This is a genomic window from Salinibacterium sp. UTAS2018 (assembly GCF_004118935.1).
Classification (GTDB): Bacteria; Actinomycetota; Actinomycetes; order Actinomycetales; family Microbacteriaceae; genus Rhodoglobus.
In genome coordinates this window covers 1,765,934-1,788,719 of record NZ_CP035375.1, presented here as the reverse complement: position 1 = coordinate 1,788,719, position 22,786 = coordinate 1,765,934, and the positions used below count along the sequence as shown (strand labels likewise).

Genomic DNA, 22,786 nt, shown 5'->3' with positions numbered 1-22,786 from the left:
CAAAGGAGTCGGTTCGAGTGGGAATCGCAGCAGAGACATTAACGGTCGGGGTAGCCACGCCCCTCAGCGAAGAACTGTGTGCGCTGATCGAATCGTTGGAACCGCGCGTGCAACTGATTCGCGACCAGTCGTTGTTGCCGCCGATGCGATTTACGGCGGACTACGCGGGCGATCCCGACTTTCGTCGCTCACCACAGCAGCAATCGCAGTTTATGCAACTGCTCAACTCTGCCGACGCCCTCTACGGAATCCCCGATCTGTCGACGCCGCTGCTGAAAGAGGTTGTGCAGCAGAATGACGGTCTTCGCTGGGTTCAGACCATGGCGGCGGGCGGTGGAGCTCAGATTCGAGAAGCAGGCTTCACACGGCACGAGCTCGATCGGGTGGCGTTCACCACCTCCGCGGGAGTGCATGGCGGGCCGCTGGCGGAATTCGCATTATTTGGGTTGCTGGCCGCGAGCAAGTCGCTCCCTCGGCTGCTTCGGCAGAGCCAGGCACACGAGTGGAGTGAGCGGTGGCCGATGGCGCAGCTCAGCGACCAAACGATACTGCTCCTCGGACTCGGCGGGATTGGGTCGGCGCTGGCCGAAAAATTGAGTGCGCTCGGCGTTCATGTCATCGGTATGAGCCGCCGCGGCGAGACCGTTCCCGGAGTCGCCGAGATCATCGAACCGCACAACCTGCCCGCGGCAATTCAACGCGCCGATGGAATCGTGGTGTCGCTGCCGGGGACTCCCCACACCGAAAAGCTTGTCGACGCCGAATTTCTCACGATGGTCAAGCCCGGTGTCACCGTGGTCAACGTGGGGCGCGGCAGCGTGATCGACGAACAGGCTCTGATTGCTGCGCTCGAAGACGGTCGTGTCGGCTTCGCGGCCCTCGACGTCGTAGAAACAGAGCCTCTGGTGGAGTCGAGCCCGCTCTGGGAGATGGACAACGTGCTGTTGAGCCCGCACACTGCAGCGCTGAGCTACGCGCAAGAAGAGCAAATTGCGCGACTCTTTGCTCGAAACGCCAGCGCTTTTCTGGATGGTCGTGCCCTGCGCAACGTCGTCGACACGGTGCATTTCTACTAACGCTGCGCTCGCTGCGGCCGTCGCGAGGCACAATGGAGTACTCAGCACCGGCGCTTCACGAAGTAGGGAACTATGACTCAGCCCGCGAAAGTCATCATTATTGGCGCCGGAATCGTGGGGCTGTGCACGGCCTGGTTTCTGCAGGAGCGTGGCGTTGAGGTCACGGTTCTCGACCGCACGGGCGTCGCCGCGGGCGCCTCTCTCGGAAACGCTGGCTGGGTTGCTCCTGCCCTGACGCTTCCGCTGCCGGAGCCTTCGATCTTCAAAGTCGGCATCAAGGCGGTTATCGATCCCACCTCGCCGGTGTACGTTCCTCTCGCCGCTAACTCGACCCTGCTGCGGTTCCTCGCGGGCTTCGCGCGTCACTCGACACCTAAGATGTGGCGTCGCAACATGGTCACGTTCGCCGAGATCAACAAGTGGAGCCTCGACTCCTTCGACCGCATGGAAGAGGGCGGAGTCTCCGCGGCGCTCCAGCATGCCGAACCCTTCCTCGCCGCTTTCACGAGTGATGCCCATCGCCAGGTCATCACCCACGAGTTTGATGAGGTCGCCGCCGGTGGTGGTCACGTGAGCTTTGAGAAAATCACGGGTGACGAGCTGCGTGAGTTCGAGCCGAGTGTCTCGAAGCTTGTGACCCATGGGCTGCGCGTGGATGGCCAGCGCTTCATCAACCCGCCCTCGTTCATGCAGGTGCTCGCGGCATCCGTGCGAGCTCGCGGAGCCACGATTGTGGAGGGCGCGAAAGCGACCGGCATCCGCGACCTCGGTGCTGCCGGTGTTGCCGTTGATGTCGAGGGCCGCGATGCGGTGCTTAGCAACGAAGTCGTTATTGCGACCGGAACCTGGCTCGGCGACCTTGCCCGCCAGTTCGGTGTGCGCCAGGTCGTGCAATCAGGTCGCGGCTACAGCTTCAGCGTGAAGCCGCCCGTGATTCCGACGCACCCGATCTACCTGCCCGCCCAGCGCGTAGCCTGCACACCCCTCGGTGATCGGCTGCGCGTGGGAGGGATGATGGAATTTCGGTCAGTGGATGCTCCCGCCGACTCTCGCCGCATCCAGACCATCGTCAACGCGGCCAGGCCCATGTTCGACGGCGTCGACTGGGATGCCCGCGAAGAAGAATGGGTCGGCTCACGGCCCTGCACTCCCGACGGTCTGCCGCTCGTCGGTGGAACGCGCTCGCCGCGCGTTCACGTTGCCGGCGGTCACGGTATGTGGGGCGTCACCCTTGGGCCGTTGACGGGGCGGATGCTCGCCGAATCGATCACCGGTGGTGACAAGCACCCGCTGCTGACGGCTTTCGACCCACTGCGCTGAGTGCTCTTCCACCCCCAGTTCGTGGCAGAAGCAACTGAAAGTATGTCGGTTCCCGCCCGGTGCGGATAACGTGACTAAAGCGTCCACACACCCGAACCGTGGACGTTAGAATTCCCTAAGGAAAGTCATGTCTCCGTCTCTTGAGCCGAACGCTCGAAAGGCCTCAACGATCATCCGACTGGCGCTTGCCAGTGTGGCTCTGGTCGGTATTGGTGCTGCCGCCACGAGCGCAGCGTGGACAGCCCAGACGACACTTTCCGCGAGCGCGAAAGCGGCATCCATCGAGCTGTATGGCGCATTGGCGGTTAACGGCGCCTGCCCGACAGCTCCAGGATCGCCGTATGTCGAGGCAGATACCGCCGCGGGCGCCGTCGCCATCACTCTCGCCTCGGGAGAGTTCGCTGCCCTCAAGCCCGACCAGAAGCGCACCGTTGCCATCTGCTTGCGCAACGGCGGCGATCTGCCCTTGAACGTATCGCTTCAGCCCCTCGCAGTGAGCGGCAACAGTGTCTTCGGCGGAACAGCCCCGGCCGTCCTGGAAGTGCGCACGACTAGTGCCGCGTTTACCTCGGCGGTTCTCGCGGCAAATTCGACCCTGCCGCTGAACGTCGTGGTGACGACTCCGGCTAATTAGCCAACGTCGTACCAAGGGCTCTCCTCTGGCTCCGTGCAAATCGCTTTCAGCGGCACGACGGATGTGCCCTAGTGCGCGCGGCACAAATGCTTCGCTCCGCCGGCGACGGACTGTTGTGGGTATTGGCAGTGATCGGCGCCGTCACCGGAATTCTCTGGATCGCTAACGCTGTCGGCGCGATTCAGCCACTGATTGTCGTCTCCGATTCGATGCAGCCCAGCATCCGGACGGGCGACCTGTTGGTCGCGTTCCCTGTTCCTGTTGGCGACGTCAAGGTGGGGGATGTTGCGAGCTTGCCTTCCACGATCACCGGCAATCTGATTACGCATCGCGTCATCGCGGTCACCGCTGAGGGAGACACTGTGGCTTTCGAAATGCAGGGCGACGACAATGATGCTCCGGATGCGGAAACGTACGTCTATGCCGCGGGTGACAGTGTGCTGCATCCGATGCTCACAATTCCGCGGGCGGGAACAGTGCTCGCCGGGCTCGGTTCTCCTCTGATTGGTATTCCGCTGGCCGTTGCGATCATCGCCTCCCTTGTCTTGACCCTGTTGCCGGCGAGCTCACGCCAGGCAAATATCGCTGCCGATGCCGATGCCGATGCCGATGCCGATGCCGATGCTGATGCTGATGCTGATGCTGATGCTGATGCTGATGCTGATGCTGATGCTGATGCTGATGCTGATGCTGATGCCGATGCTGATGCGGCGGAACGGTTGCGCTCATGAAGAGAGTTCTCCTAGCCTCTATCGCTCTCGCGGCGGTAGCGCTGCTGCTTGCCGGAGCGACGGCCGCCGCTCCTCAGAAAACTGTCGCTGCGTGGACTGACCCCGCTGTGTTCGTTGCAGAAGCAACAACGGGCACCTGGGCCTCTACCGCTCCGACGCCAAGTTCTATCGTGATCGTGCCCGGTAACACAGCGACCGTGCTCGATTCCACGGTGTGGGATATTCCCGCTTCGCCGACGAGTGCCGGCTTCTGCGTCGATGTGACAGTGCGCGGAACGGATGCCACGCCTCGCGCCTGGCAGCTAAATGCCGACATGACGTTGCCCCCGTTCAACGGTCAGACGGGGACTGGTGGCATCTATTACAGCGGTTCGACGCAAGCTTCCTTCTCCACAACGGCACCGAGTGCCTTGGTGATCAGCGGGTCTGGTTCGGGCGGTTCGAATTGGAACGCGTCGTACAACAATCGCCTCCTCACCGAAACGCAACAGATCACCATTACTATCTGCGTGAGCAACCCGCCGATTGCTGCCCCCGGCTCCACCAGCTACTACTCGGTGTCCCAAACTCGTACGACCTGGACTGACACCCAGGCGTGCATCGTGACCACCGCGACCGGAACGGTCACCGATCTGCAAGCCAATCCATTCTTCTTTGGGTGGCAAGCAACCGTGAACCTCACCGCCGCAAAAAACCGCATCCTGAGCGCGGGTAAGACGGTTAACTATGTTGGTTGGTCGCCGTCACCGGGCTCCGGGTACCAATTCACTACGGTGCCGACGGTGTACAACCCACCCGCCGATAGCTACGCCATAACAACCGGTCGGGCGACGGCAATCAAGGGCACTCAGTCGAGCACAATCACGGCCTGCGTGCACGGCTACTAGTCGGCGCACTGTCGAGTGCTAATCGCACTCGATTTCGGCTTCGGGCTGGGGTTGAGGGTCGCGCGGGGACTCTGGCGGGGTGCGAGACTCTTGGTCAGATTCTGGCGTTGGGGCCGACTCTGGCTCTAGCTTCGGCGCGGGCTGTGACTCGGGGCGGGGCCGTTGCGGGTTTGGGTCGGCCTCACGCACCCGATCAACGAGTTCGCGCCAGGGACCCACGAGCTGCTGCTCGGGGATGACCGCTTCGTGCGGTTCGCAGTGGATCTCGTAGGTGTAGCGGTCGGGCATCGTGTTCTCGGCCGGATGCTCGTTCCACGGTATTTCATAGATGAGCAGGTACCACTGGTCGGGGTCCGGCTGCTCGTCGACAACGACAGCCCACTCCACGCGTCGACCGAGCAGGCCTCCGCTTCGCCACACCTGTACCTTCACAGGTGCATGCTATCCCGTCGCCGTGCGGGTGAACAGGGTGGAGCCCCGGAGGGCGCAACGGTTCAGCTCGCTGCCGGAACCACTCCCACCAGCGTCCAGCCTGCTTCGACCGCGCGCTGTTCATCAGAGCCATCGCCAAAGCGGGCTACTGCTGCCGCAATCGTGGCGGCAGCGAACTCCGAGAACTCGCTGCGGGGAGTGAGCGATCCGTTGGTGAGGGTGTCGAACCAGATCTGACCGGCACGCTCCCAGGCAAAACCACCCAAGCTGTCAGCAGTGCTCCAGAAGGCGCGGTTGGGGATGCCCGAGTTCAAGTGCACTCCGCCATTGTCTTCTTGCGTGACGATGAAGTCATCCCAGTGCGCAGGCTGCGGGTCTTTGCCGAGCACGTCGTCGTCGTAGGCGGTGCCCGGTGCTCGAAGGGAACGCAGCGCGTTTCCTTCGACCTCGTCGGTAAAGATTCCTTCGCCGACGAGCCAGGAGGCTTCGCCCGCGGTCTGACCCCACGCGTACTGCTCGACGAGCGCACCAAAAACGTCGGAGACGTGCTCGTTGAGGGCACCGCTCTGGCCGCGGTAGACGAGGCCGGCGGCGAACTCCGTGACTCCGTGCGCGAGCTCGTGGCCGATGACGCTCAGCGAGCGAGTGAAGCCGGTGAAGATCTCACCGTCACCGTCGCCGAAAACCATACGGCTGCCATCCCAGAATGCATTGTCGTACTCTCGGCCAAAGTGCACGGTCGCTTCGAGCGGCGACGAACGGTCGTCGATCGAATCGCGCTCGAACACCTCCCAGAACAGGGCGAAGGTGTGGCCGAGGCCGTCGTACGCTTCTGACACCGAGGCGTCTGCGGTCTCGGGTTCGCCCTCTGACCGCACGAGCACGCCCGGCAGTGTCTCGCCCGTTTGCGCATCCGAGATTGCCCGGCTGACAGTGCCGCGCGCAACGACGGTCTCGTCGGGACGCAGCGATCGCGGCGGCAGCGTGTGTTCGTGCCGCCCATGATCGAGATGATCATGCCCGATGTCGGTGAGCGATCGGCGCGCGGCATGAGCGGCGCGCTCGAAGCGAGGGTCCTCCAGCGTCGCGATTCGCGACAGCAAAAACGGGGGCACGATCGCGCACAGGGCGCGGGGCGATTCAGCGGGGGAAACGGGGGAGTTCGGCATCCGGAACATGCTTCATGCTGACACGGACCACTGACCTTGGCGACGATGGCTCACGATTCTCACGGAGTCCCCAGCAAGGCCCGCCCAGCAACCCCGCCACGCAAGAAATCGCTACGACAAGCAAAACTCTGCTCTCGGGTAGACTGAGGTGTAATCCCCCCACTTCTTCGAAGGGATCCACCATGCCAGCAATCGTCATCATCGGCGCCCAATGGGGCGACGAGGGCAAGGGAAAAGCAACCGACCTCCTCGGTAGCCGCATCGACTATGTCGTGAAATTCAACGGCGGCAACAACGCCGGTCACACGGTCGTGATCGGCAGCGAAAAGTACGCGCTTCACCTCCTGCCGTCGGGCATCCTCACAGAGGGCGTCACCCCGATCATCTCCAACGGTGTCGTCATCGACCCCGAAGTTCTCTTTGAAGAACTGGATGCCCTGATCGCCCGCGGAGTCGACGTCTCCAAACTGCTGGTGAGTGCCAACGCGCACATCATCACCAACTACCACCGCACCCTCGACAAGGTGACGGAACGCTTCCTCGGCAAGCGCCAAATCGGTACGACCGGCCGCGGCATTGGTCCGGCGTATGCCGACAAGATCAACCGCGTCGGCATCCGAGTTCAAGACCTCTTTGACGAGAACATTCTTCGCCAAAAGGTTGAGGGCGCTCTCGACCAGAAGAACCACTTGCTCGTGAAGGTCTACAACCGTCGCGCGATCGAGGTTGAAGAGATCGTTACCGAGCTGCTCAGCTATGCCGACCGTTTGCGCCCCATGGTCGCCGACACCGGGCTGCTGCTGAACCAGGCACTCGACAAGGGCGAGATCGTGCTCTTTGAGGGTGGCCAGGCAACGATGTTGGATGTCGACCACGGTACGTACCCGTTCGTCACGTCCTCCAACTCCACCTCGGGTGGCGCGGCGACCGGTTCGGGCGTTGCCCCCAACCGCCTCGAGCGCATCATCGGAATCGTCAAGGCCTACACAACGCGTGTGGGTGCTGGCCCGTTCCCGACCGAACTGCACGATGAGTCGGGCGAGTTCTTGCGCTCCAACGGTTTCGAATTCGGAACCACCACCGGGCGCCCGCGTCGCTGTGGTTGGTACGACGCCTCCATCGCCCGCTACACGGCGCGCGTCAACGGTGTCACTGACTTCGTACTCACCAAGCTCGACGTGCTGACCGGTCTCAAGACGATCCCCGTCTGCGTTGCGTACGACGTTGACGGTGTGCGCTTCGACGAAATGCCCGTCTCGCAGTCCGACTTTCACCACGCGGTGCCGATCTACGAAGAGTTCCCCGGCTGGACCGAAGACATCACCGGTGCTCGCACCTTCGAGGACCTCCCGAAGAACGCGCAAGACTACGTGCTCGCCATCGAAAAGATGAGCGGCGCCCGCATGTCAGCAATCGGCGTCGGCCCCGGCCGCGACGAAATCATCGTTCGTCACGACCTCGTCGACTAAGCACTTCTGTAGTTAGCTAGCAGCCAAGCGGCACGCACCGGAGAGATCCGGGGCGTGCCGCTTCTGCGTTAACGGCACTTCGCCGTTGGCGGTGCGAGCGTGCAGCCGATCGAATATGTGGTGGCGCCAGCTCGGGAGGGGCTGGTACCGTTGGTAGCTCCACCGAACGGAGTAATCATCAAGTATCTCAAATACGGCTCTGCCGCGATGCTGGTCCTGCTCTTTCTCTCTCTTTCGTGGCGTCGCGATGGCATCATCAGCGATTCGCTTGCGCTGGTTCTTCTCCCTCTGGCGTTGATCGGGTTCGCGGCCTTCACCCTCGCGATCGGGCTGCGTTCCATGAAACCCGACAAGGGCCTGGGCGCCATGACGGTAGTCGGGCTCGTCGCCGTCTTTGTCGCGCTCGCGGGCACGGTCGTTTCATACTCTGTAGTTATCGCTGGCGGAACAGAAGGGTTCATCTACTTCCTCGTGAACATCAGTCTCGCCCTGACCGGAGTGATTCTGGTCGTGGTCGGCTCTCGGCCTAGTCAATCGGAGCCTCACGAGTCGACTCCTTCCGCGGGCGAACCCTCCGAACTTCGGTAGCCAATCGGGGATTGCTGGACTGAACGGCCGTAATTGGTGGGTGAAAGTCCGAAAACCGCGGGTGTGTGGCGCTCGCGGGGTGGGAGTATTTGTGAGTGACCGTAACGCGCCCGCAGCCCCGCATCCTTCAGGGAACTTTTGTCAGTGTTGAGCCCCTGACCGAAGCGCACCTTGCCGACCTCTGGCCTGCCCTCGGTGTGCCCGAAGTGTTCGCCGGCGGCTACGGTCGTGGCCCGGCCGGGTTGCCCGCCGACGAAGCATCCTTCATTGAGTGGATGCGCGCCGGCTACCTCGGTTACGCCGACCGGATGCCGTTCGCCATCCGCTTGAACTCTGGCCCCGATGCCGGCCGCATCGTGGGCGTCAGCACCCTCGGTGATCTCGACGACGCGAACGCTAATGCGCACATCGGCTGGACTGCCTATGCGCCGAGCGTCTGGGGCACCGCGGTGAACCCCGAAACGAAACTCCTGCTGCTCGGCTTCGCGTTCGACAACGGCTACAACCGCGTGCGACTCCAAGCGGACTCCATCAACGAGCGTTCGCGCGCCGCGATTCTCAAGCTCGGCGCGACCTTCGAAGGCATCCAGCGCCAACACCTGCTGCGGGCCGACGGTTCGTGGCGCGATACTGCCGTGTACTCGGTGATCGACAGCGATTGGCCGAGGGTGAAGGCTGAGTTGCTCGCGCGCCTCGAGCAGGAGCCGCGCGCGTGAGCCGGCCCGCTGCTTCCGCTGGCCGAGTCGAAAAGCATGACACAGCATCCAATCTCGGCACGACGCTGCGCTTCGCGGCCGCGGGCCTCGTCTGGGGCTCTAGTTTTCTCTTCATCAAGGTGGCGCTGGATGGCGTGAGCTTTGGCCAAGTCGCCTGGAGTCGGGCGGTGCTCGGCGCTCTCGCGCTTGTCGTCGTGTTTGCGGTCAGTCGCCGCAAGCTGCCGCGCCAACCGATCGTGTGGGCCCACTTCACCGTGCTCGCGTTTCTCTTCGCAGTGTTCCCGTACCTACTGTTTGCGTGGGCGGAGCAGTACGTGAGCTCGGGCCTAGCGAGCATCTACAACGCCACAACGCCCATCATGACGGCCATCTTCGCCACTCTCGTGTTTCGGGTCGAGAAGCTCACGCGCTCGCAGATCGCGGGCGTGACGCTCGGCATCTTCGGCGTGCTCGTGATCATCGCGCCGTGGCAAGCCGGCGACATCAGCGGCAGTCTGCTCGGGCAACTCGCCTGCCTCGGCGCCGCGCTCTGCTACGGCGCCGCCATGAGCTACCAACGCAAGTTCGTGGCGCCGTACAAGGTTCCTGGCGTCACTTCGGCCACCATGAACATCGGCATCGCCGCCGTCATCTACCTGATGCTCACCCCGATCATCGCGACCGGACCGGTAAATCTCACCCTCCCGGTCGTCGCCAGCCTGCTCGCGCTCGGAGTGCTCGGCACCGGTATGGCCTACGTCTGGAACTACCGAGTGCTCGCCGAATGGGGCCCCACCCGCACCTCGACCGTCACGTACATCACCCCCGTGATCGGCGTCATCCTCGGCTTCGTCATCCTGAAAGAGACCATGTCGTGGCACGAACCCGTCGGCGCGGTGATTGTTCTTGTCGGAGTGCTGCTGGCGCAGGGGCGGCTCACACTGCCCGGGGCTCGGGCGCGCTCGCAGGGCGGCACTGCACCGGGATCTTCCGGGTCGTAGCGTCGCAGGCGGGAGCTCACTGACCTAATGCGCCCGCTGAGCACTCGTTGAGGTGAAGATTCCTATGAATCCGGCGTGAGCGCGCCGGTTCGTGGCGTTCGGCTCATGCCGGTCTGTGACACTTCTCGAATGTCCTCCCCCTATCTTGTGCGTCGCATTGGCGTGGGCGCTGCCGCGCTCGGTGTCCTCGCCGGCGTGACGGCACTCATTGTCGCGATCGCCTCCGTTCCCGACTCCTCGTCGCACGGTAATGCGGATGCCGCGGCTGTCGCCTCCGGAACGCCCGAGGTGCACGCGCTCAGCGCCACCACCGGCACTCTTGTTGGTGGCGAAGCGATCACCATCACCGGTGCTTCGCTCGATGCCGTCACGGATGTCACATTCGGAGGCGTTTCTGCCGCAGATATCGTCATTGCCGACAGCGGAACGCTCACCGCCGTCGTGCCCGCCGCCGTCGACTTTCAACCGGCGACCGTTGCCATTGAAGTAGTAGCGGATGAGGCCCCTGTAGCGGCCGCAGCCGATCTCGACTACACGTACGAAACATCTACCGCGGTAGACCGCCAGATGGAATACCTCCTGACCCACTGGAACGACTACAACGTCGACGAGTACGGCGACCTTAACTCGGTCGGCGGCGACTGCGCCAACTTTGCGAGCCAATCACTGCTGTTGCGCGGATGGGAGATGACCGACGAGTGGTTCAACTACGACGCCGGTTCTGACTGGAGCGGCGCGTGGGGCTATGTGCCTGCCTTCGAAAACTGGCTCACCGCCAACCCCGAACTCGGGGCCACGCAGCTCAGCTTCGACGAGCGCGACCAAGTGAAGGTCGGCGACCTCGTTGTCTTCGACTGGAATGACAACGACTACCTCGACCACATTCAGGTCGTCTCCTCAGTAGAGACCGTCGACGGCGAAATCGTCATCAAGATGGTCGGCCACAACCTCGACACCAACTACCGTGACCTCGACGACACCATCACCGTTGATCACCCAGACGCCACCGGACACTTCTGGAGCATTCCGTAGTGAGCCGCGGGCGCTGAAGCGCTAGCCGTTGAGAGCAGCGTCGACGATCGCCTTCGCCTCGGCCTGCACGAGACGCAAGTGCTCGGCGCCCTTAAACGACTCGGCGTAGATCTTGTACACGTCTTCGGTGCCACTGGGGCGCGCAGCAAACCACGCAAACTCCGTGGTCACCTTCACGCCGCCGATCGCGGCGCCGTTTCCGGGAGCCTCCGAGAGCTTCGCCGTGATCGGGTCACCCGCGAGTTCGGTGGCCGTGATTGCAGCCCCACTCAACTTGCCCAGCTTGGCCTTCTGCTCTTTGCTGGCCACGGCATCCACACGCTCGTAGGCAGGGTCGCCGAACTCTTCTACGAGCTCGGCGTACAAGACGGATGGCGTCTTGCCGGTGACCGCCAGAATCTCGGCGGCCAACAGGGCGAGCAGGATGCCGTCTTTGTCTGTTGTCCACACGGAGCCGTCTTTGCGCAAGAAGCTTGCGCCCGCGCTCTCCTCGCCGCCGAAGGCGACCGAGCCATCGACGAGTCCCGGTACGAACCACTTGAAACCGACAGGCACCTCGATAAGGTCGCGTCCCATGGCGGCAGCAACCCGGTCGATCATGGAACTGGAGACGAGCGTCTTGCCGATGGCGGCATCCGGGTTCCAGCCCTCGCGGTGCGTGTAGAGGTATTGGATCGCGACGGCCAAGTAGTGGTTCGGGTTCATGAGGCCGGCGTCGGGCGTGACGATGCCGTGGCGGTCGGCGTCAGCGTCGTTGCCGGTGAGGATGTCGAACTCGTCGCGGCGGGCGACGACAGAGGCCATGGCCGACTTCGATGACGGGTCCATGCGAATCTTGCCGTCCCAGTCGAGCGTCATGAATGCCCAGGTCGGATCGACGTCCGGATTCACGACGGTGAGGTTGAGGTCGTACTTTTCGGCGATCAACTTCCAATAGTTGACGCTCGCACCACCCAGCGGGTCTGCACCGATGCGGATGCCAGCCGTACGGATCGCATCAATGTCGATGATGTTCTCGAGGTCGTCAACGTAGCGCCCGCGGAAGTCGTAGCTGCCCGCCGTCGTGTTCTCAGCCCCGGCGTCGCCGATGTGCTTTACGGCCGTGTTGCCGTCAGCGATGATCGCATTCGCACGGTCAGCAATCCAGCCGGTCGCATCGCTGTCGGCAGGGCCACCGTGCGGCGGGTTGTACTTGAAACCACCATCGCGGGGCGGGTTGTGGCTGGGCGTGATGATGATGCCGTCGGCCACGTCGTCGGCCACGTCGTCGGCCACGTCGTCGTTGCCGGCTGCGTTGTAGGAAATGATCGCGTGGCTCAGGGCGGGCGTCGGTACGTAGTCGTCGAACTCATCCTTCAGCGCCAGCACGCCGTTGGCGGCGAGCACCTCGAGAGCGGTGGTCTCGGCGGGCTGCGAGAGCGCATGGGTGTCTCGGCCAATGAACAGGGGGCCCGTGATGCCCTGCGCCGCGCGATATTCCACGATCGCCTGCGTGATGGCGGCGATGTGCACTTCGTTGAACGCGGTGTCGAGCGCGGAACCACGATGGCCGCTCGTACCGAACACCACCCGCTGCTCGGGCACCGAAACATCCGGAACCAGCGCGTAATACGCCGCCACCAACTCGGTCACATCAATGAGGTCGGATGCCTGGGCTGTCGTGCCTGCGCGATCGTTCATGCGCTCCAGTCTTTCACCTTCACTCGGCGGTGCGCGCGTCATGTGGCAAACACGCAGCCTTCAGAACCCCTAAAGTCGTTATATGGCAGCAGGAGATCAGGCCCACAACGACAACGTCGACCCCGAAGTGCGCGAGCAACTTTTGGGCGCTCGCCGCAGCATTGACAACATTGATGCGGCCCTCATCCATTTGCTTGCCGAACGCTTCAAATACACGCAGCAGGTTGGTCGTCTCAAGGCCACCAAGGGCCTGCCCGCGTCTGATCCCAACCGTGAGCGCGACCAGATCGCACGCCTCAAGTCGCTCGCCGAAGAGTCGCACCTCGACCCGGCCTTCGCCGAGAAGTGGTTCAACTTCGTCGTCGCCGAGGTCATTCACCACCACGAGCAGATCGCGTCGGGCAGCGAGCCCGATTCCGCCAAGTAGCGCACGTCACGTCGCGCAACGTGCAGCACGCTCGGCGCAGCGGCCGCACCGAACTAGCCCGCCACTAGCAGCAGGCTAGCGCGCGCGGATGCCGTGCTGATCGAGCACGTCGAGGAACGTTGTCGGCTCGGGCCGCACCCGGTGGTTGTCGGTCTGTTCGGCCCAGAGCACGGTTCCACTGGCGTCGGTGATGATCACGGTCGGCACGACGGTATCGCCGCCTGCGGGTGCTCCGGCGCTGAAGATGACGGGCGTTCCGCCGGGTTGCACGAGGTCGAGAGCGGCGGCGGCTGCGCCATCCGTATCGATGTAGAAGTTGACGGGGATGTCGAAGCGTTGCGAGAGCTCAACGGTGTCGGCGGGCTTTTGGGGGCTGATGATCGCGACGGCGACTCCGCGGCGATCGAGCTCGCGATACTGGTCGGCGATCTGGGCGACCTGAGCCATGCAGAACGGGCACCAGTTACCGCGAATGAACATGAGCACGTGCGGTTGCTGGGTGAAGACGCTGCTGTCGACGGCAGCGCCATCCACGGTGGTGAGCGGGAACAGCGGCAGGGGCTCGTCGACGCTCACGGGCCCCGCGGAGACGTGCTGAACGGAGTACCAGTAGTTGTAACCGATGATCACGGCCAGGCCGAGAACGGCCACGAGCACGGCGAGCGGCCCGGCAACGATCGACGCGACAATGCCGACCACTGCGACAGCAAGCTGAACCCATGGATGCCGGCGCTGCACAACGACGACGCGCGTCATCAGCAACGCCAAATAGAGCGCGTACGCAACCCACGGCAGGGCGGCGGCGAGCCACCACGGTTGTGCTTCCGTGATGGCGCGCAGGATGACGAGCGTGATCACCCCGAGGGCGAGCGCGGCGGTGACTTCTCCGTAAACCCTCTTGATGGTCTGCACGCTAGGCGCCGAAGGCCTTCGCGAGCGTTCCGCGGTGAGCCGTGAGCAGCTCTTCGAGGGTCAGCGTGAACTGATCCTGGATTTCGAGCGAGGGGGAGGCGGCATCCGTGACTCCGATGCGCACGGCGGGGTAGCCGCGGCCTTCGCAGAGTCCGCGGAACTTCACGTCGTCTTCGCGGGGGATCGACACGATCATGCGACCGGTCGATTCGCTAAAGAGGGCCGTGGCGGCGTCGATTCCGTCGCGCTCGAGAAGTTCGCCGAGCCACACGCGGGCGCCAACGCCGAAGCGCATGACAGATTCTGCAAGAGTCTGGGCGAGTCCACCGTCGGCGAGGTCGTGCGCGCTGGCGATGATGTTCTGCTCGTTGCCGGCCTTGATGAGGTCAGCGAGGCGACGCTCGGCAGCGAGGTCAACCTTGGGCGGCAGGCCGCCGAGGTGGTCGTGGATAGTGCCGGCCCACGCCGAACCGTCGAGCTCAAGCGCGGTGGTGCCGAGCAGGTAGATGTTGTTGCCCTCGTCTTGCCAGCCGCTCGGGATGCGCTCAGCAACGTCACGGATCAGGCCGAGCACCGCGACCACGGGGGTCGGGTGGATGGGCACATCGCCGGTCTGGTTGTAGAACGAGACATTTCCGCCGGTCACGGGGATTTCCATCTCGAGGCAACCGTCGGCGAGGCCTTCAACGGCGCGGCTGAACTGCCACATCACTTCGGGGTTCTCGGGGCTGCCGAAGTTGAGGCAGTCACTGACGGCAACGGGGTTGGCGCCGGTGGCGGCAACGTTGCGGAACGCTTCGGCCAGAGCGATCTGGGCTCCGGCGTAGGGGTCGAGCTGGCAGAAGCGACCATTGGCGTCGGTCGCGACAGAGAAGCCGAGGCCACTCTCTTCGTCGATGCGCACCATGCCGGCGTCATCCGGGAAGCTCAAGGCGGTGTTGCCGAGCACGTAGCGGTCGTACTGGTCGGTGATCCAGCTCTTGTCGGCGAGGTTGGGGCTCGCGAGCAGCTGCAGCATCTGGTCGCGCAGCTCGATGCCGTCCTTGGGGCGAGCGAGGCCCGAGGCGCTGTCGGCCTGAAGCTTGTCGATCCACTTGGGGTAGGCGACGGGGCGGTCGTAGACGGGGCCATCGATGGCGACGGTGCGCGGCTCGACGTTCACGATTTCTTCGTCGTGCCAGTTGATGATGAGGCGGCCGGTGTCGGTGACTTCACCGAGCACGCTGGTTTCGACATCCCACTTCTCAACGACCTTGAGGAAGCCTTCGAGCTTCTCGGGCTTCACGATCGCCATCATGCGTTCTTGGCTCTCGGACATCAGGATTTCTTCTGCCGTGAGGGTGGGGTCGCGCAGCAGTACCTTCTCGAGTTCGATGAACATGCCACCGTCACCGTTGGAGGCAAGCTCGCTCGTGGCACAGCTGATGCCGGCGGCGCCGAGGTCTTGGATGCCCTCAACGAGGTCACCCTGGAAGAGTTCGAGGCAGCACTCGATGAGCACCTTCTCGGCGAAGGGGTCGCCGACCTGAACGGCGGGGCGCTTGGTCGGGCCGCCCTCTGAGAAGGAGTCGGAGGCGAGGATGGATGCTCCGCCGATGCCATCGCCACCGGTGCGAGCACCGAACAGCACGACCTTGTTGCCCACGCCGCGAGCGTTGGCCAGGTGCAGGTCTTCGTGGCGCAGCACTCCAACGGCGAGAGCGTTGACCAGCGGGTTGGCCTGGTAGACGGAGTCGAAGTACGTTTCGCCGCCGATGTTGGGCAGGCCGAGGCAGTTGCCGTAGAAGCTGATGCCCGAAACGACACCCTTGGCAACGCGAGCGGTGTCTGGATTGTCGATGGCGCCGAAGCGGAGCGCATCCATCACAGCAACGGGGCGAGCACCCATCGAGATGATGTCGCGAACAATTCCACCGACACCGGTTGCAGCGCCCTGGAAGGGCTCGATGTAGCTGGGGTGGTTGTGGCTTTCGATCTTGAAGGTCACAGCCCAACCCTCGCCAACGTCAATGACGCCGGCGTTTTCGCCCATGCCGACCATGAGGTTCTTGGTCATGTTCTCGCTGACCTTCTTGCCAAACTGGCGAAGGTAATTCTTGGAGGACTTGTAGGAGCAGTGCTCGCTCCACATCACGGAGTACATGGCGAGCTCACCGCTCGTGGGGCGGCGGCCCAGAATCTCGCGAATCTTCGCGTACTCGTCTGGCTTGAGGCCGAGGGCGCCGTAGGGCTGCTCTTTCTCGGGCGTAGCCATCGCGTTCGATACCGTGTCGGCAACATGCTGGCGGGAATTGGTTGAGACGTCAGTCACGAGGGGCTTCTCCCAGAAGATTGTGGATGCCGGGGTGCTCACGCCGGCCGCCTCCAGTCTACCTAGGCGTAGGCGTCGCGGTTGAGCCCTGAGGAGCCGCAGCCGAAGGGCGTGGGCATTGCGGTAACTTGCCTAGCAAGGTACCGTCGTTTTATGAAAGTGGATGTGGGATCTCAGCTCCGCAAAGGCGTGGCAGAAGCGTGCATCCTGGGCATTCTGGCGCAGCAGCCGATGTATGGCTGGCAGCTGTCCGAAAAGCTGATCGCGCACAACCTCATCGCCAGCATTGGCACGCTGTATCCAATGTTGACTCGCATGCGGGCGCAGGGTGTGGTGAGCACGTACGACGAAGCTTCGGATGCTGGCCCGGTGCGCAAATACTACGAACTGACTCCGCTGGGGGTCGAGGTTCTGAATACCTTTCGAAGCCAGTGGGCACCATTTGCTCAAACCGTTCACGACATCATTGGAGAGGATCCGCACCATGCCTGATTCGCATACGACTGAGGTCGCCCACAAGTATCTCGCCGAGTTGAAATCTGCGCTGACGGGTGTTCCCGCTGAGGTCGGCGACGCCATTCTGGGCGAGGTTGCTGAGGAGCTGGAAGGCCTCAGTGCTGCGGATGCGGCGACGCGGATTCGGGCCCTCGGTGATCCCCAGTTCATCGCGGCCGAAGCGCGCGACCAATCGCCCTCGGCTCCGCCCGCAGCTCCGCCCGCAGCTTCGCCCAAGGCGCAGGAATCGTCGCGACGGGCGCCCTGGTTTGAGATTGTTGCAGCCGTACTCGTCATGGTCGGCGGCATGGTTATCCCCGTGGTCGGCGCGGTTGCCGGTGTCGTGATGGTGTGGTTCTCGCGGGTGTGGACGCGCCGACAGAAGTGGATCGCGACCCTCGTGCCGCTCGCGATCGTGGCGGTCACCGTAGCCGTGGCGATAGCGGTTTCGGGTTATATCGTCAACGGCAGTCAGGGCAGCGGGGGCGAACCGGTGAACCCTCTACTCCCTGGCGGTGTGGACTTCATCGCGTTTGGGCTCCTCGTCGCCATCGTGGGTCAGCTCGCGGTCGGAACGTGGCTGCTGATCTCCCTTCGACGTCATCATGTGCGGGATGCTCAGCGCCTCGTTACTGTGTGATTCTCGCGCCCGATCGTTTGGTTCAGGGGCGATCAGCGGTCGTTCCAAGGATTAATCAGCCGGACCCCGGTTTCGGAGGGATCGCTGGCTCAGAAAGCCATCAGAGTGAATCCCGCAACGACGCTCAGGAGGCCGATTCCGGTGAGGATTGAACCGATGAGGATCGCGCCGTTCGTGCGGCGCGGCCGCGCGAGACTCCATCGCGAGGGATGGCACTGGTCGTAGTGCAGAGTCACGTGGGTGCCGACATCCATGATGGGAGCTTCAGACGGCTCGTGAAGGACGGAGTGCTGCCTGCCATCGCTATCGGACCAGCGGAAGCCCTGAAAGCCTCCGGCTTCGAAAACCTCGGCAGTGGTCGCGATCCACTTGCACGCCCGCAGAGCGAGAATCCACCCGAAGATGAGCAGCGGGATGCCGGGAACGAGTCCGACCCAGGACATCGTTTCGAGCACCGCTCCCCACGCGCCTTCAGGTTCGGTCATTCTGCAATATTATCGGCTGCGCTGCTCAAGAATCGCGGGCTGCAAAGAGCGGATTTCTCCGGCCTGTTACCGCCGAACCTGCGGTCACTTCACTAACTGTGAGCGCTGATTGGGGCAGGGGTTTGAGCATCGCGAAGTTCGTCAGCTCAACGCCGCGTTTCACTGGATGCTGCTCTGCAGTGACGACGAATCCGAAACGTTCGAAGAACGGCCGGGCCGTGATGCTCACGTCGGCTGTCAAGGCGCGTGCTCCGGCTTTGCGCGCCAAGGCCTCTCCGTGTTCGAGAAGCTGCCGCGCAACCCCGCGTCGCAGAAAGCGTGGTGCGACGAACATCATGTCGATGTAGCCGGTGGTGCCCACATCGGAGAACCCTGCGACCTCGTCATCGATGGTGGCGACGAAACTGTTCCGCGCCGCCGTCGCGCGGCCCCAGGAGCGCAGGTCCCGCGCATTGATATCCGCCCAGACTTCCGTCTGCTCGGCGGTGTAGTCCGCGGATGCCGTTTCAGTCACCGCGGCGATGAAAATCGCCAACGTGTTGGCGGCATCCAGCTCGGTATAAGGGCGCACCGCAATCGCAGTGTGCTCACGATTCGCGGATGCACTCACGCGACTAGCATCTCACTCGGGCTCGCGACGTGGCTTGCGGCTGGGCGGCTGCGATAGGCAAGCAAACCATGAGAGAGCGACTGGCATCGTTCGATCCTGCGAGGACTCCTTCGGTGATCCCGTCCGCATCCGCCGTGCCTCGTTCTCTGAAGACACGTGCGATCGAGCACATTGTTCTATTACAATGTTCCTATGTTGTTCCGAGTCGACCGCGCATCGCCGCTGCCGTTGACTCAGCAGATTGCGCAACAGGTCCGTTCGAGCGTCGACGCTGGCGAGTTGGCTCCCGGCGAACGCTTGCCTCCAGCGCGAGACCTCGCCAAGGCGCTTCAAGTGAACATGCACACCGTGTTGCGCGCCTATACGGAGTTGCGAAACGAAGGCCTTCTCGAGATGCGTCAGGGCAGAGGCGCCTTCATTCGAAAGGATGCCCTGACCGGTTTGTCGCGCGTCACTGAACTCGCCGAGCAGCTCATGACAGAAGCGCGCAATCTGGGAATGACCCGGGCCGAAGTCATCCACTTGATCAACCGATCGGAACCACAATGACCGAGATAACCGCTCCACGTTCAACCGCGCGCAGAGCCGCCGCTGTTGTCATTATGTTCGTTCCTCTCGCGGCTGTTCTCGGTTCGTTTGCCCTGTGGCGAAATCAGCTGCCACCCGAGCTTGCCTCTCATTGGTCGGGCACAGGCCCCGCCGATGGCGTGATGGGTGCGATGCAATTCCTCACGCTGGCAGTGGCGCTGACCGGCTCCGCGGCAGTAGCCAGCGTGGTCATTGGCGTCTGGCCCAGCCTTCTGGCCTCCACGCGGCGCTATGGTTTCTTGATCGCCGGACTCCCCGCAGGCATCGGAGCGCAAACGTGGTTGGTCTCCGCCTACCTCACGATGCAAGCCGGCGACCCGTACGAGGTGGTACAGGGACCGTGGCTGGTTCTCGGCTTCGTGTCTTACGCCTACGGCCTCCTCCCTTTCTTGGTCCTCCCCAAGTCGCGCCTCACCTCGAGCGACGTGGAGGAGCGGACAACGCTGGGCCCCGACGAGGGTGGTGCATGGTCACGCGTTGTCACCGCACGGCTCTTCTTGTGGGTCGCGGTAGCGCTGGCCGCGGCGGGAATCGTTTTCTTCTGGATCGCGGCAGCCGCCAATGACGTCGCCGACTCGGCGGTCGTGCTCGTTACAATCGCCGTCACCGCTGTGGTGCTGCTTTCGTTGAGCCGCTACCGAGTGACCGCAGATTGGCGAGGCTTGCGAGTCGTTTCCGAGCTACTTCGGGTGCCGCTGAAACGCATCCGTCTTGACGAGATCGACGCCGTTGATGCTGCCGAGATCACGCCGAAAGAGTGGGGCGGATGGGGGTACCGAGTCTTGCCCGGAAAGTCTGCGCTCATCCTCCGCACGGGTCCCGGCTTGGTCGTGACCACCATCGGCGGAAAACAGTTCGCTATCACCGTGGATGATCCCGGCGTGCCGGCCGCTCTTCTGGCAACGCTCCGCGACCAGCGCCGGGCCTCCGCACTCTCTGCCCCCAGCTCGGAAATCGAACAGGAATAACGTGACGGTCGTGGAGTTGGATGGCGTTATCGCCGCGGTGTCAGATGTGCTGGGCCGGACGATCACGCTCGTCCGACAGCTGGCTGGCGGACAGCACGCGACGACCCTTGTGGTCGCGGACTCGACCACCGAGTATGTCGTCAGAGTGTTCCCGCCACTGGATGATGCGGTCGCGCACGAGCCGCAGATTCTCGACCGGGTCGCCCCGCTAGGCGATCGTGTGCCGCGGCTCGTCGCTGCGGGGCAGTTTGGCGCTCGCCCGTTCCTCGTCACGTCAGTGGTCGCCGGCGGCCCGCCCTCGCCCGATGTGCCGCTGCGCAGGGTCGCCGAACAAATGGCGGCCGCGTTGGCGCAGATTCACCAACTCGACAACGTCGGCCTCCGAACCCTGTCGTGGGAAACCCCGCACGGCGACAGTGAGATAGAGACTCGCGGACGCACAGCGTGGCAGCAGCTCGACCTGGCCAACCACGTTCTCACTCACTACGATTTCTGGTGCGGAAATGCTCTGTGGGAGGGTGACGTGCTCACCGGTGTCGTCGACTGGTCGGGCGCTCGCAGCGCTCCACGCGGCTTGGATGTGTCATGGTGCCGCCTCGACCTCGTGCTCCTCGGATCTAGCGACGCCGCAGATCATTTTCTCGCTGAGTACGAGCGCGAATCGGGGTACTCCCTGCCCGACATCCATTCGTGGGATCTGGTGGCTGCCGCGCGGTCAGCCTCGCGCGTTGAAACCTGGGCCCCCAACTATCTCGGTGTCGGGTACAGCGACCTCACTGAGAGCGCCCTCCGCGCGCGAATGGATGACTGGACCACACGGCTCTGCGCCAACTGACACCGTCTTGGCGGCATCCGCTCGACGTCACCTCGGATGTAGTGATAAGCACGACCCTGGGTGATCCCGACCGACATAAGCTGCCTGCGCGGATGCCAGCAGAGAGATCCCCTAACGGCGCGGTTCGCTGATCTCATCTCCGGCTAGCAGGCGGCTCAGGTTCCATTCCATTCCGTCGAGAAGCCCGGGCGAAATGCCGACGGGTGGCCGAGTGCTGTTGAGCGCTGAGTCAAACGCGGCGAAGGTTTCTGACACCGTCTTTTCGATCGATCTCGGCGTCATGACTCCCCAACGTGTGGCTTCGTTGATGAGTCTTTCGGCGCTGATGTGGCGGTGGTCGAATTGCCCATCGATCGCTAAGGCCATGGTCCAGTCGATCCGCCCAGACTGGTAGAGGTTAGGCACGGAGTCGTAGACCTGGGTGAGGGTGTCTTCGCCGGGGAGGTGAAGGATTCCGGTGTTTTTTGCGTGGCCATCGTTGTCGCCTACGAGCACCCGGTAGGTGAGTTGACGCAACCACTCCGATAGCGGGTTCTCTCCGTTCAAGCTTGCCGCGGCTTCAGCGATCCTGGCTGCGCTGGGCCGTTGCGGATTCGCGGGCCAAATCTTGTCTTGAAACTTTGAGCTCGCGTTCACCCAGTCGAGGCCGAGGGCCTGCGCGCAGTCCTCCTGGTGAACGAGGGTGACCGTTTCTCCGGTGACTGTGCGGTCGAAGCGTTCGATCGCCAGATAGGGAGTTTGGCCGACGGTGTGGAGTTCGCTACCGAAACGGGACAATCCCATGGCGCGGGTGAGCTCATGGCTGAAGTATTCGTCCGCGATCAGGTGGGGGCGCGAGGGCACGAGGGGCTTGATGATGTGGGTAGAGTGCGCGCTACCGTGCGGCTGCAGCCATCCGGCTCCGAAGTTCGCCAACAGAAGTTTGGGTTGAAAGCCGGGGATCATCGAGCGGCTGTCATCTCGCTGCCCGAGGTCATGATCCTCAACTGCCCTCTTCAGCATCCGGTTCAGTTCGGAGTCACTGAGTGGCTCGTAGGAGGGCGAGCTTGCGGGGATATCTTCGGCCGGGAGAAAGGTGAGGGCACCGGCGATTGATCCGCCGAATTCGCGCAGGATACCAAAAAGGTCGTTGGGGGCTATCCCGCGCTCCGACGCCATCGCTTCGCGCTGGTTGCCCTCGGGGCCGTAACCTCCGAGGAACCGTGACACAAGGTTCACGTCGGTGCGCGCGCCCGGGATGGTGGTGAAGCTTTCGGTCACACGCACAGCACCTGGCTGGTAGTCGGCGGCCCACGTGAGTTGCACTTGCTCGGTGGAACCTCGTGCAGCCCGAGTGAGTGTTCCGATGCGCTGTTCGTGCAGGAAGACTGCCAGCTCACTCGCCACGGCGTGCCCCCGACTCGCTCTGGCCCTCGTCGATCTCTGAGCCGTGACGAGGGAGTTCGTACGTGACAGTGACGCGGATGCCGAGCTTGTTGAGAGTGCGGAAGAGCCGGGACGCAAAGAGATTCGGTTTGCCGGATTCGATTTCGCGCAGATAGTTGCGCGAGAATCCCAGCGTTTCTGCGATGTCCTCTTGGCGGATGCCCTGGGCTTGTCGCGCGACTTTTACGACGGCTCCGAGGTCCTTGAAGTTGGTGATTCCAATGGTGGGCATCGGAGGCTCCCTTCATTCTTGTGTTGCCTGGCCTAAAAGCAGCGATGCGCGCATAACCGTGCATCCCACAATGCACGTTTATCCTAGCATTGCGCAATGCACGGATAAACATTCATTATCTGGCGCGGAAGAGGGGATGCGTCG

General features: G+C 63.2%; 25 protein-coding genes. 16 read left to right on the top strand and 9 right to left on the bottom strand.

The window, feature by feature from the left end; all coding sequences use genetic code 11:
- Positions 1–17: 17 nt before the first annotated feature.
- From ESZ53_RS08610 to ESZ53_RS08590, 5 genes are all read left to right on the top strand, one after another.
- Complete coding sequence (locus tag ESZ53_RS08610) at positions 18–1,076, top strand: D-2-hydroxyacid dehydrogenase (RefSeq protein ID WP_246837267.1); 1,059 nt, start codon at positions 18–20, stop codon at positions 1,074–1,076.
- 72 nt (positions 1,077–1,148) lie between these two features.
- Positions 1,149–2,396 carry an FAD-binding oxidoreductase gene (locus ESZ53_RS08605; RefSeq protein ID WP_129072448.1) on the top strand — a complete coding sequence of 416 codons (1,248 nt, stop codon included), beginning with the start codon at positions 1,149–1,151 and terminating at the stop codon, positions 2,394–2,396.
- A gap of 127 nt (positions 2,397–2,523) precedes the next feature.
- Positions 2,524–3,030, top strand: a complete 507-nt coding sequence (locus ESZ53_RS08600) for a hypothetical protein (protein WP_129072447.1) — start codon at positions 2,524–2,526, stop codon at positions 3,028–3,030.
- Between the two features lie 71 nt (positions 3,031–3,101).
- The gene (locus ESZ53_RS08595; protein WP_129072446.1) at positions 3,102–3,761 is read left to right on the top strand and encodes a signal peptidase I; all 660 of its coding nucleotides are present in this window, start codon (positions 3,102–3,104) and stop codon (positions 3,759–3,761) included.
- The gene (locus ESZ53_RS08590) at positions 3,758–4,648 is read left to right on the top strand and encodes a hypothetical protein (protein WP_129072445.1); all 891 of its coding nucleotides are present in this window, start codon (positions 3,758–3,760) and stop codon (positions 4,646–4,648) included. The genes ESZ53_RS08595 and ESZ53_RS08590 overlap by 4 nt, the downstream gene beginning before the upstream one ends.
- An 18-nt stretch (positions 4,649–4,666) precedes the next feature.
- Here the strand turns inward: ESZ53_RS08590 and ESZ53_RS08585 are convergent, their stop codons facing one another.
- Both ESZ53_RS08585 and ESZ53_RS08580 read right to left on the bottom strand, forming a co-directional pair.
- Positions 4,667–5,080 carry a protealysin inhibitor emfourin gene (locus ESZ53_RS08585; RefSeq protein WP_210403782.1) on the bottom strand — a complete coding sequence of 138 codons (414 nt, stop codon included), beginning with the start codon at positions 5,078–5,080 and terminating at the stop codon, positions 4,667–4,669.
- 62 nt (positions 5,081–5,142) lie between these two features.
- Positions 5,143–6,249, bottom strand: coding sequence for a M4 family metallopeptidase (locus ESZ53_RS08580; protein WP_129072444.1), 1,107 nt, complete (start codon positions 6,247–6,249; stop codon positions 5,143–5,145).
- 182 nt (positions 6,250–6,431) lie between these two features.
- On the opposite strand from ESZ53_RS08580, the gene ESZ53_RS08575 reads away from it, so the two are divergent.
- The 5 genes from ESZ53_RS08575 to ESZ53_RS08555 all read left to right on the top strand — a co-directional run bounded on the left by ESZ53_RS08575 (position 6,432) and on the right by ESZ53_RS08555 (position 11,034).
- On the top strand, positions 6,432–7,718 hold the full coding sequence (locus ESZ53_RS08575) for an adenylosuccinate synthase (RefSeq protein WP_129072443.1): 1,287 nt from the start codon (positions 6,432–6,434) through the stop codon (positions 7,716–7,718).
- Between the two features lie 150 nt (positions 7,719–7,868).
- Positions 7,869–8,306, top strand: coding sequence for a hypothetical protein (locus ESZ53_RS08570; RefSeq protein ID WP_129072442.1), 438 nt, complete (start codon positions 7,869–7,871; stop codon positions 8,304–8,306).
- A 95-nt stretch (positions 8,307–8,401) separates the two neighbouring features.
- Complete coding sequence (locus ESZ53_RS08565) at positions 8,402–9,022, top strand: GNAT family N-acetyltransferase (protein ID WP_129072441.1); 621 nt, start codon at positions 8,402–8,404, stop codon at positions 9,020–9,022.
- On the top strand, positions 9,019–10,002 hold the full coding sequence (locus ESZ53_RS08560) for a DMT family transporter (protein WP_129072440.1): 984 nt from the start codon (positions 9,019–9,021) through the stop codon (positions 10,000–10,002). Before ESZ53_RS08565 ends, ESZ53_RS08560 begins: the two co-directional genes overlap by 4 nt.
- A 129-nt stretch (positions 10,003–10,131) precedes the next feature.
- Positions 10,132–11,034: an amidase domain-containing protein gene (locus tag ESZ53_RS08555; protein WP_168187211.1), complete on the top strand. Its 903-nt coding sequence runs from the start codon at positions 10,132–10,134 to the stop codon at positions 11,032–11,034.
- A 21-nt stretch (positions 11,035–11,055) separates the two neighbouring features.
- Here the strand turns inward: ESZ53_RS08555 and pgm are convergent, their stop codons facing one another.
- Positions 11,056–12,714 carry a phosphoglucomutase (alpha-D-glucose-1,6-bisphosphate-dependent) gene (gene pgm, locus ESZ53_RS08550; protein ID WP_129072438.1) on the bottom strand — a complete coding sequence of 553 codons (1,659 nt, stop codon included), beginning with the start codon at positions 12,712–12,714 and terminating at the stop codon, positions 11,056–11,058.
- A gap of 82 nt (positions 12,715–12,796) precedes the next feature.
- Between pgm and ESZ53_RS08545 the strand changes: the two genes are divergently transcribed.
- Entirely contained in the window at positions 12,797–13,141 is a 345-nt protein-coding gene (locus ESZ53_RS08545) for a chorismate mutase (protein WP_210403781.1), read from the top strand.
- 75 nt (positions 13,142–13,216) lie between these two features.
- Here the strand turns inward: ESZ53_RS08545 and ESZ53_RS08540 are convergent, their stop codons facing one another.
- Positions 13,217–14,053, bottom strand: coding sequence for a redoxin domain-containing protein (locus ESZ53_RS08540; RefSeq protein WP_129072437.1), 837 nt, complete (start codon positions 14,051–14,053; stop codon positions 13,217–13,219).
- Between the two features lies 1 nt (position 14,054).
- The gene (gene purL / locus ESZ53_RS08535; RefSeq protein ID WP_210403884.1) at positions 14,055–16,307 is read right to left on the bottom strand and encodes a phosphoribosylformylglycinamidine synthase subunit PurL; all 2,253 of its coding nucleotides are present in this window, start codon (positions 16,305–16,307) and stop codon (positions 14,055–14,057) included.
- Positions 16,308–16,517: 210 nt separating this feature from the next.
- Here purL and ESZ53_RS08530 point away from each other — a divergent pair, with 210 nt between their 5' ends.
- Entirely contained in the window at positions 16,518–16,856 is a 339-nt protein-coding gene (locus ESZ53_RS08530) for a PadR family transcriptional regulator (RefSeq protein ID WP_129072436.1), read from the top strand.
- Positions 16,849–17,499: a hypothetical protein gene (locus ESZ53_RS08525; RefSeq protein WP_129072435.1), complete on the top strand. Its 651-nt coding sequence runs from the start codon at positions 16,849–16,851 to the stop codon at positions 17,497–17,499. The genes ESZ53_RS08530 and ESZ53_RS08525 overlap by 8 nt, the downstream gene beginning before the upstream one ends.
- 89 nt (positions 17,500–17,588) lie before the next feature.
- On the opposite strand, the gene ESZ53_RS08520 is transcribed toward ESZ53_RS08525, so the two are convergent.
- The gene (locus ESZ53_RS08520; protein ID WP_168187210.1) at positions 17,589–17,984 is read right to left on the bottom strand and encodes a hypothetical protein; all 396 of its coding nucleotides are present in this window, start codon (positions 17,982–17,984) and stop codon (positions 17,589–17,591) included.
- 25 nt (positions 17,985–18,009) lie between these two features.
- Complete coding sequence (locus tag ESZ53_RS08515; RefSeq protein WP_246837266.1) at positions 18,010–18,594, bottom strand: GNAT family N-acetyltransferase; 585 nt, start codon at positions 18,592–18,594, stop codon at positions 18,010–18,012.
- Between the two features lie 192 nt (positions 18,595–18,786).
- Between ESZ53_RS08515 and ESZ53_RS08510 the strand changes: the two genes are divergently transcribed.
- From ESZ53_RS08510 to ESZ53_RS08500, 3 genes are read left to right on the top strand one after another with little or no spacing between them, the layout of a single operon-like run.
- Positions 18,787–19,143, top strand: coding sequence for a GntR family transcriptional regulator (locus ESZ53_RS08510; RefSeq protein ID WP_129072434.1), 357 nt, complete (start codon positions 18,787–18,789; stop codon positions 19,141–19,143).
- Positions 19,140–20,150: a hypothetical protein gene (locus tag ESZ53_RS08505; RefSeq protein ID WP_129072433.1), complete on the top strand. Its 1,011-nt coding sequence runs from the start codon at positions 19,140–19,142 to the stop codon at positions 20,148–20,150. The genes ESZ53_RS08510 and ESZ53_RS08505 overlap by 4 nt, the downstream gene beginning before the upstream one ends.
- Before the next feature lies 1 nt (position 20,151).
- Positions 20,152–20,985 carry a phosphotransferase family protein gene (locus ESZ53_RS08500; protein ID WP_129072432.1) on the top strand — a complete coding sequence of 278 codons (834 nt, stop codon included), beginning with the start codon at positions 20,152–20,154 and terminating at the stop codon, positions 20,983–20,985.
- Positions 20,986–21,096: 111 nt separating this feature from the next.
- Here the strand turns inward: ESZ53_RS08500 and ESZ53_RS08495 are convergent, their stop codons facing one another.
- Both ESZ53_RS08495 and ESZ53_RS08490 read right to left on the bottom strand, forming a co-directional pair.
- Entirely contained in the window at positions 21,097–22,371 is a 1,275-nt protein-coding gene (locus tag ESZ53_RS08495) for a type II toxin-antitoxin system HipA family toxin (protein WP_129072431.1), read from the bottom strand.
- On the bottom strand, positions 22,361–22,642 hold the full coding sequence (locus tag ESZ53_RS08490; RefSeq protein ID WP_129072430.1) for a helix-turn-helix domain-containing protein: 282 nt from the start codon (positions 22,640–22,642) through the stop codon (positions 22,361–22,363). Before ESZ53_RS08490 ends, ESZ53_RS08495 begins: the two co-directional genes overlap by 11 nt.
- Positions 22,643–22,786: the final 144 nt, after the last annotated feature.

Coding starts and splice junctions, on each gene's coding strand:
- pgm (WP_129072438.1), bottom strand. CDS start 12,714: ATGAACGATCGCGCAGGCACGACAGCCCAGGCATCCGACCTCATTGAT.
- ESZ53_RS08505 (WP_129072433.1), top strand. CDS start 19,140: ATGACCGAGATAACCGCTCCACGTTCAACCGCGCGCAGAGCCGCCGCT.
- ESZ53_RS08490 (WP_129072430.1), bottom strand. CDS start 22,642: ATGCCCACCATTGGAATCACCAACTTCAAGGACCTCGGAGCCGTCGTA.
- ESZ53_RS08510 (WP_129072434.1), top strand. CDS start 18,787: ATGTTGTTCCGAGTCGACCGCGCATCGCCGCTGCCGTTGACTCAGCAG.
- ESZ53_RS08575 (WP_129072443.1), top strand. CDS start 6,432: ATGCCAGCAATCGTCATCATCGGCGCCCAATGGGGCGACGAGGGCAAG.
- ESZ53_RS08605 (WP_129072448.1), top strand. CDS start 1,149: ATGACTCAGCCCGCGAAAGTCATCATTATTGGCGCCGGAATCGTGGGG.
- purL (WP_210403884.1), bottom strand. CDS start 16,307: ATGGCTACGCCCGAGAAAGAGCAGCCCTACGGCGCCCTCGGCCTCAAG.
- ESZ53_RS08520 (WP_168187210.1), bottom strand. CDS start 17,984: ATGACCGAACCTGAAGGCGCGTGGGGAGCGGTGCTCGAAACGATGTCC.
- ESZ53_RS08530 (WP_129072436.1), top strand. CDS start 16,518: ATGAAAGTGGATGTGGGATCTCAGCTCCGCAAAGGCGTGGCAGAAGCG.
- ESZ53_RS08545 (WP_210403781.1), top strand. CDS start 12,797: ATGGCAGCAGGAGATCAGGCCCACAACGACAACGTCGACCCCGAAGTG.
- ESZ53_RS08525 (WP_129072435.1), top strand. CDS start 16,849: ATGCCTGATTCGCATACGACTGAGGTCGCCCACAAGTATCTCGCCGAG.
- ESZ53_RS08555 (WP_168187211.1), top strand. CDS start 10,132: ATGTCCTCCCCCTATCTTGTGCGTCGCATTGGCGTGGGCGCTGCCGCG.
- ESZ53_RS08600 (WP_129072447.1), top strand. CDS start 2,524: ATGTCTCCGTCTCTTGAGCCGAACGCTCGAAAGGCCTCAACGATCATC.
- ESZ53_RS08590 (WP_129072445.1), top strand. CDS start 3,758: ATGAAGAGAGTTCTCCTAGCCTCTATCGCTCTCGCGGCGGTAGCGCTG.
- ESZ53_RS08580 (WP_129072444.1), bottom strand. CDS start 6,249: ATGCCGAACTCCCCCGTTTCCCCCGCTGAATCGCCCCGCGCCCTGTGC.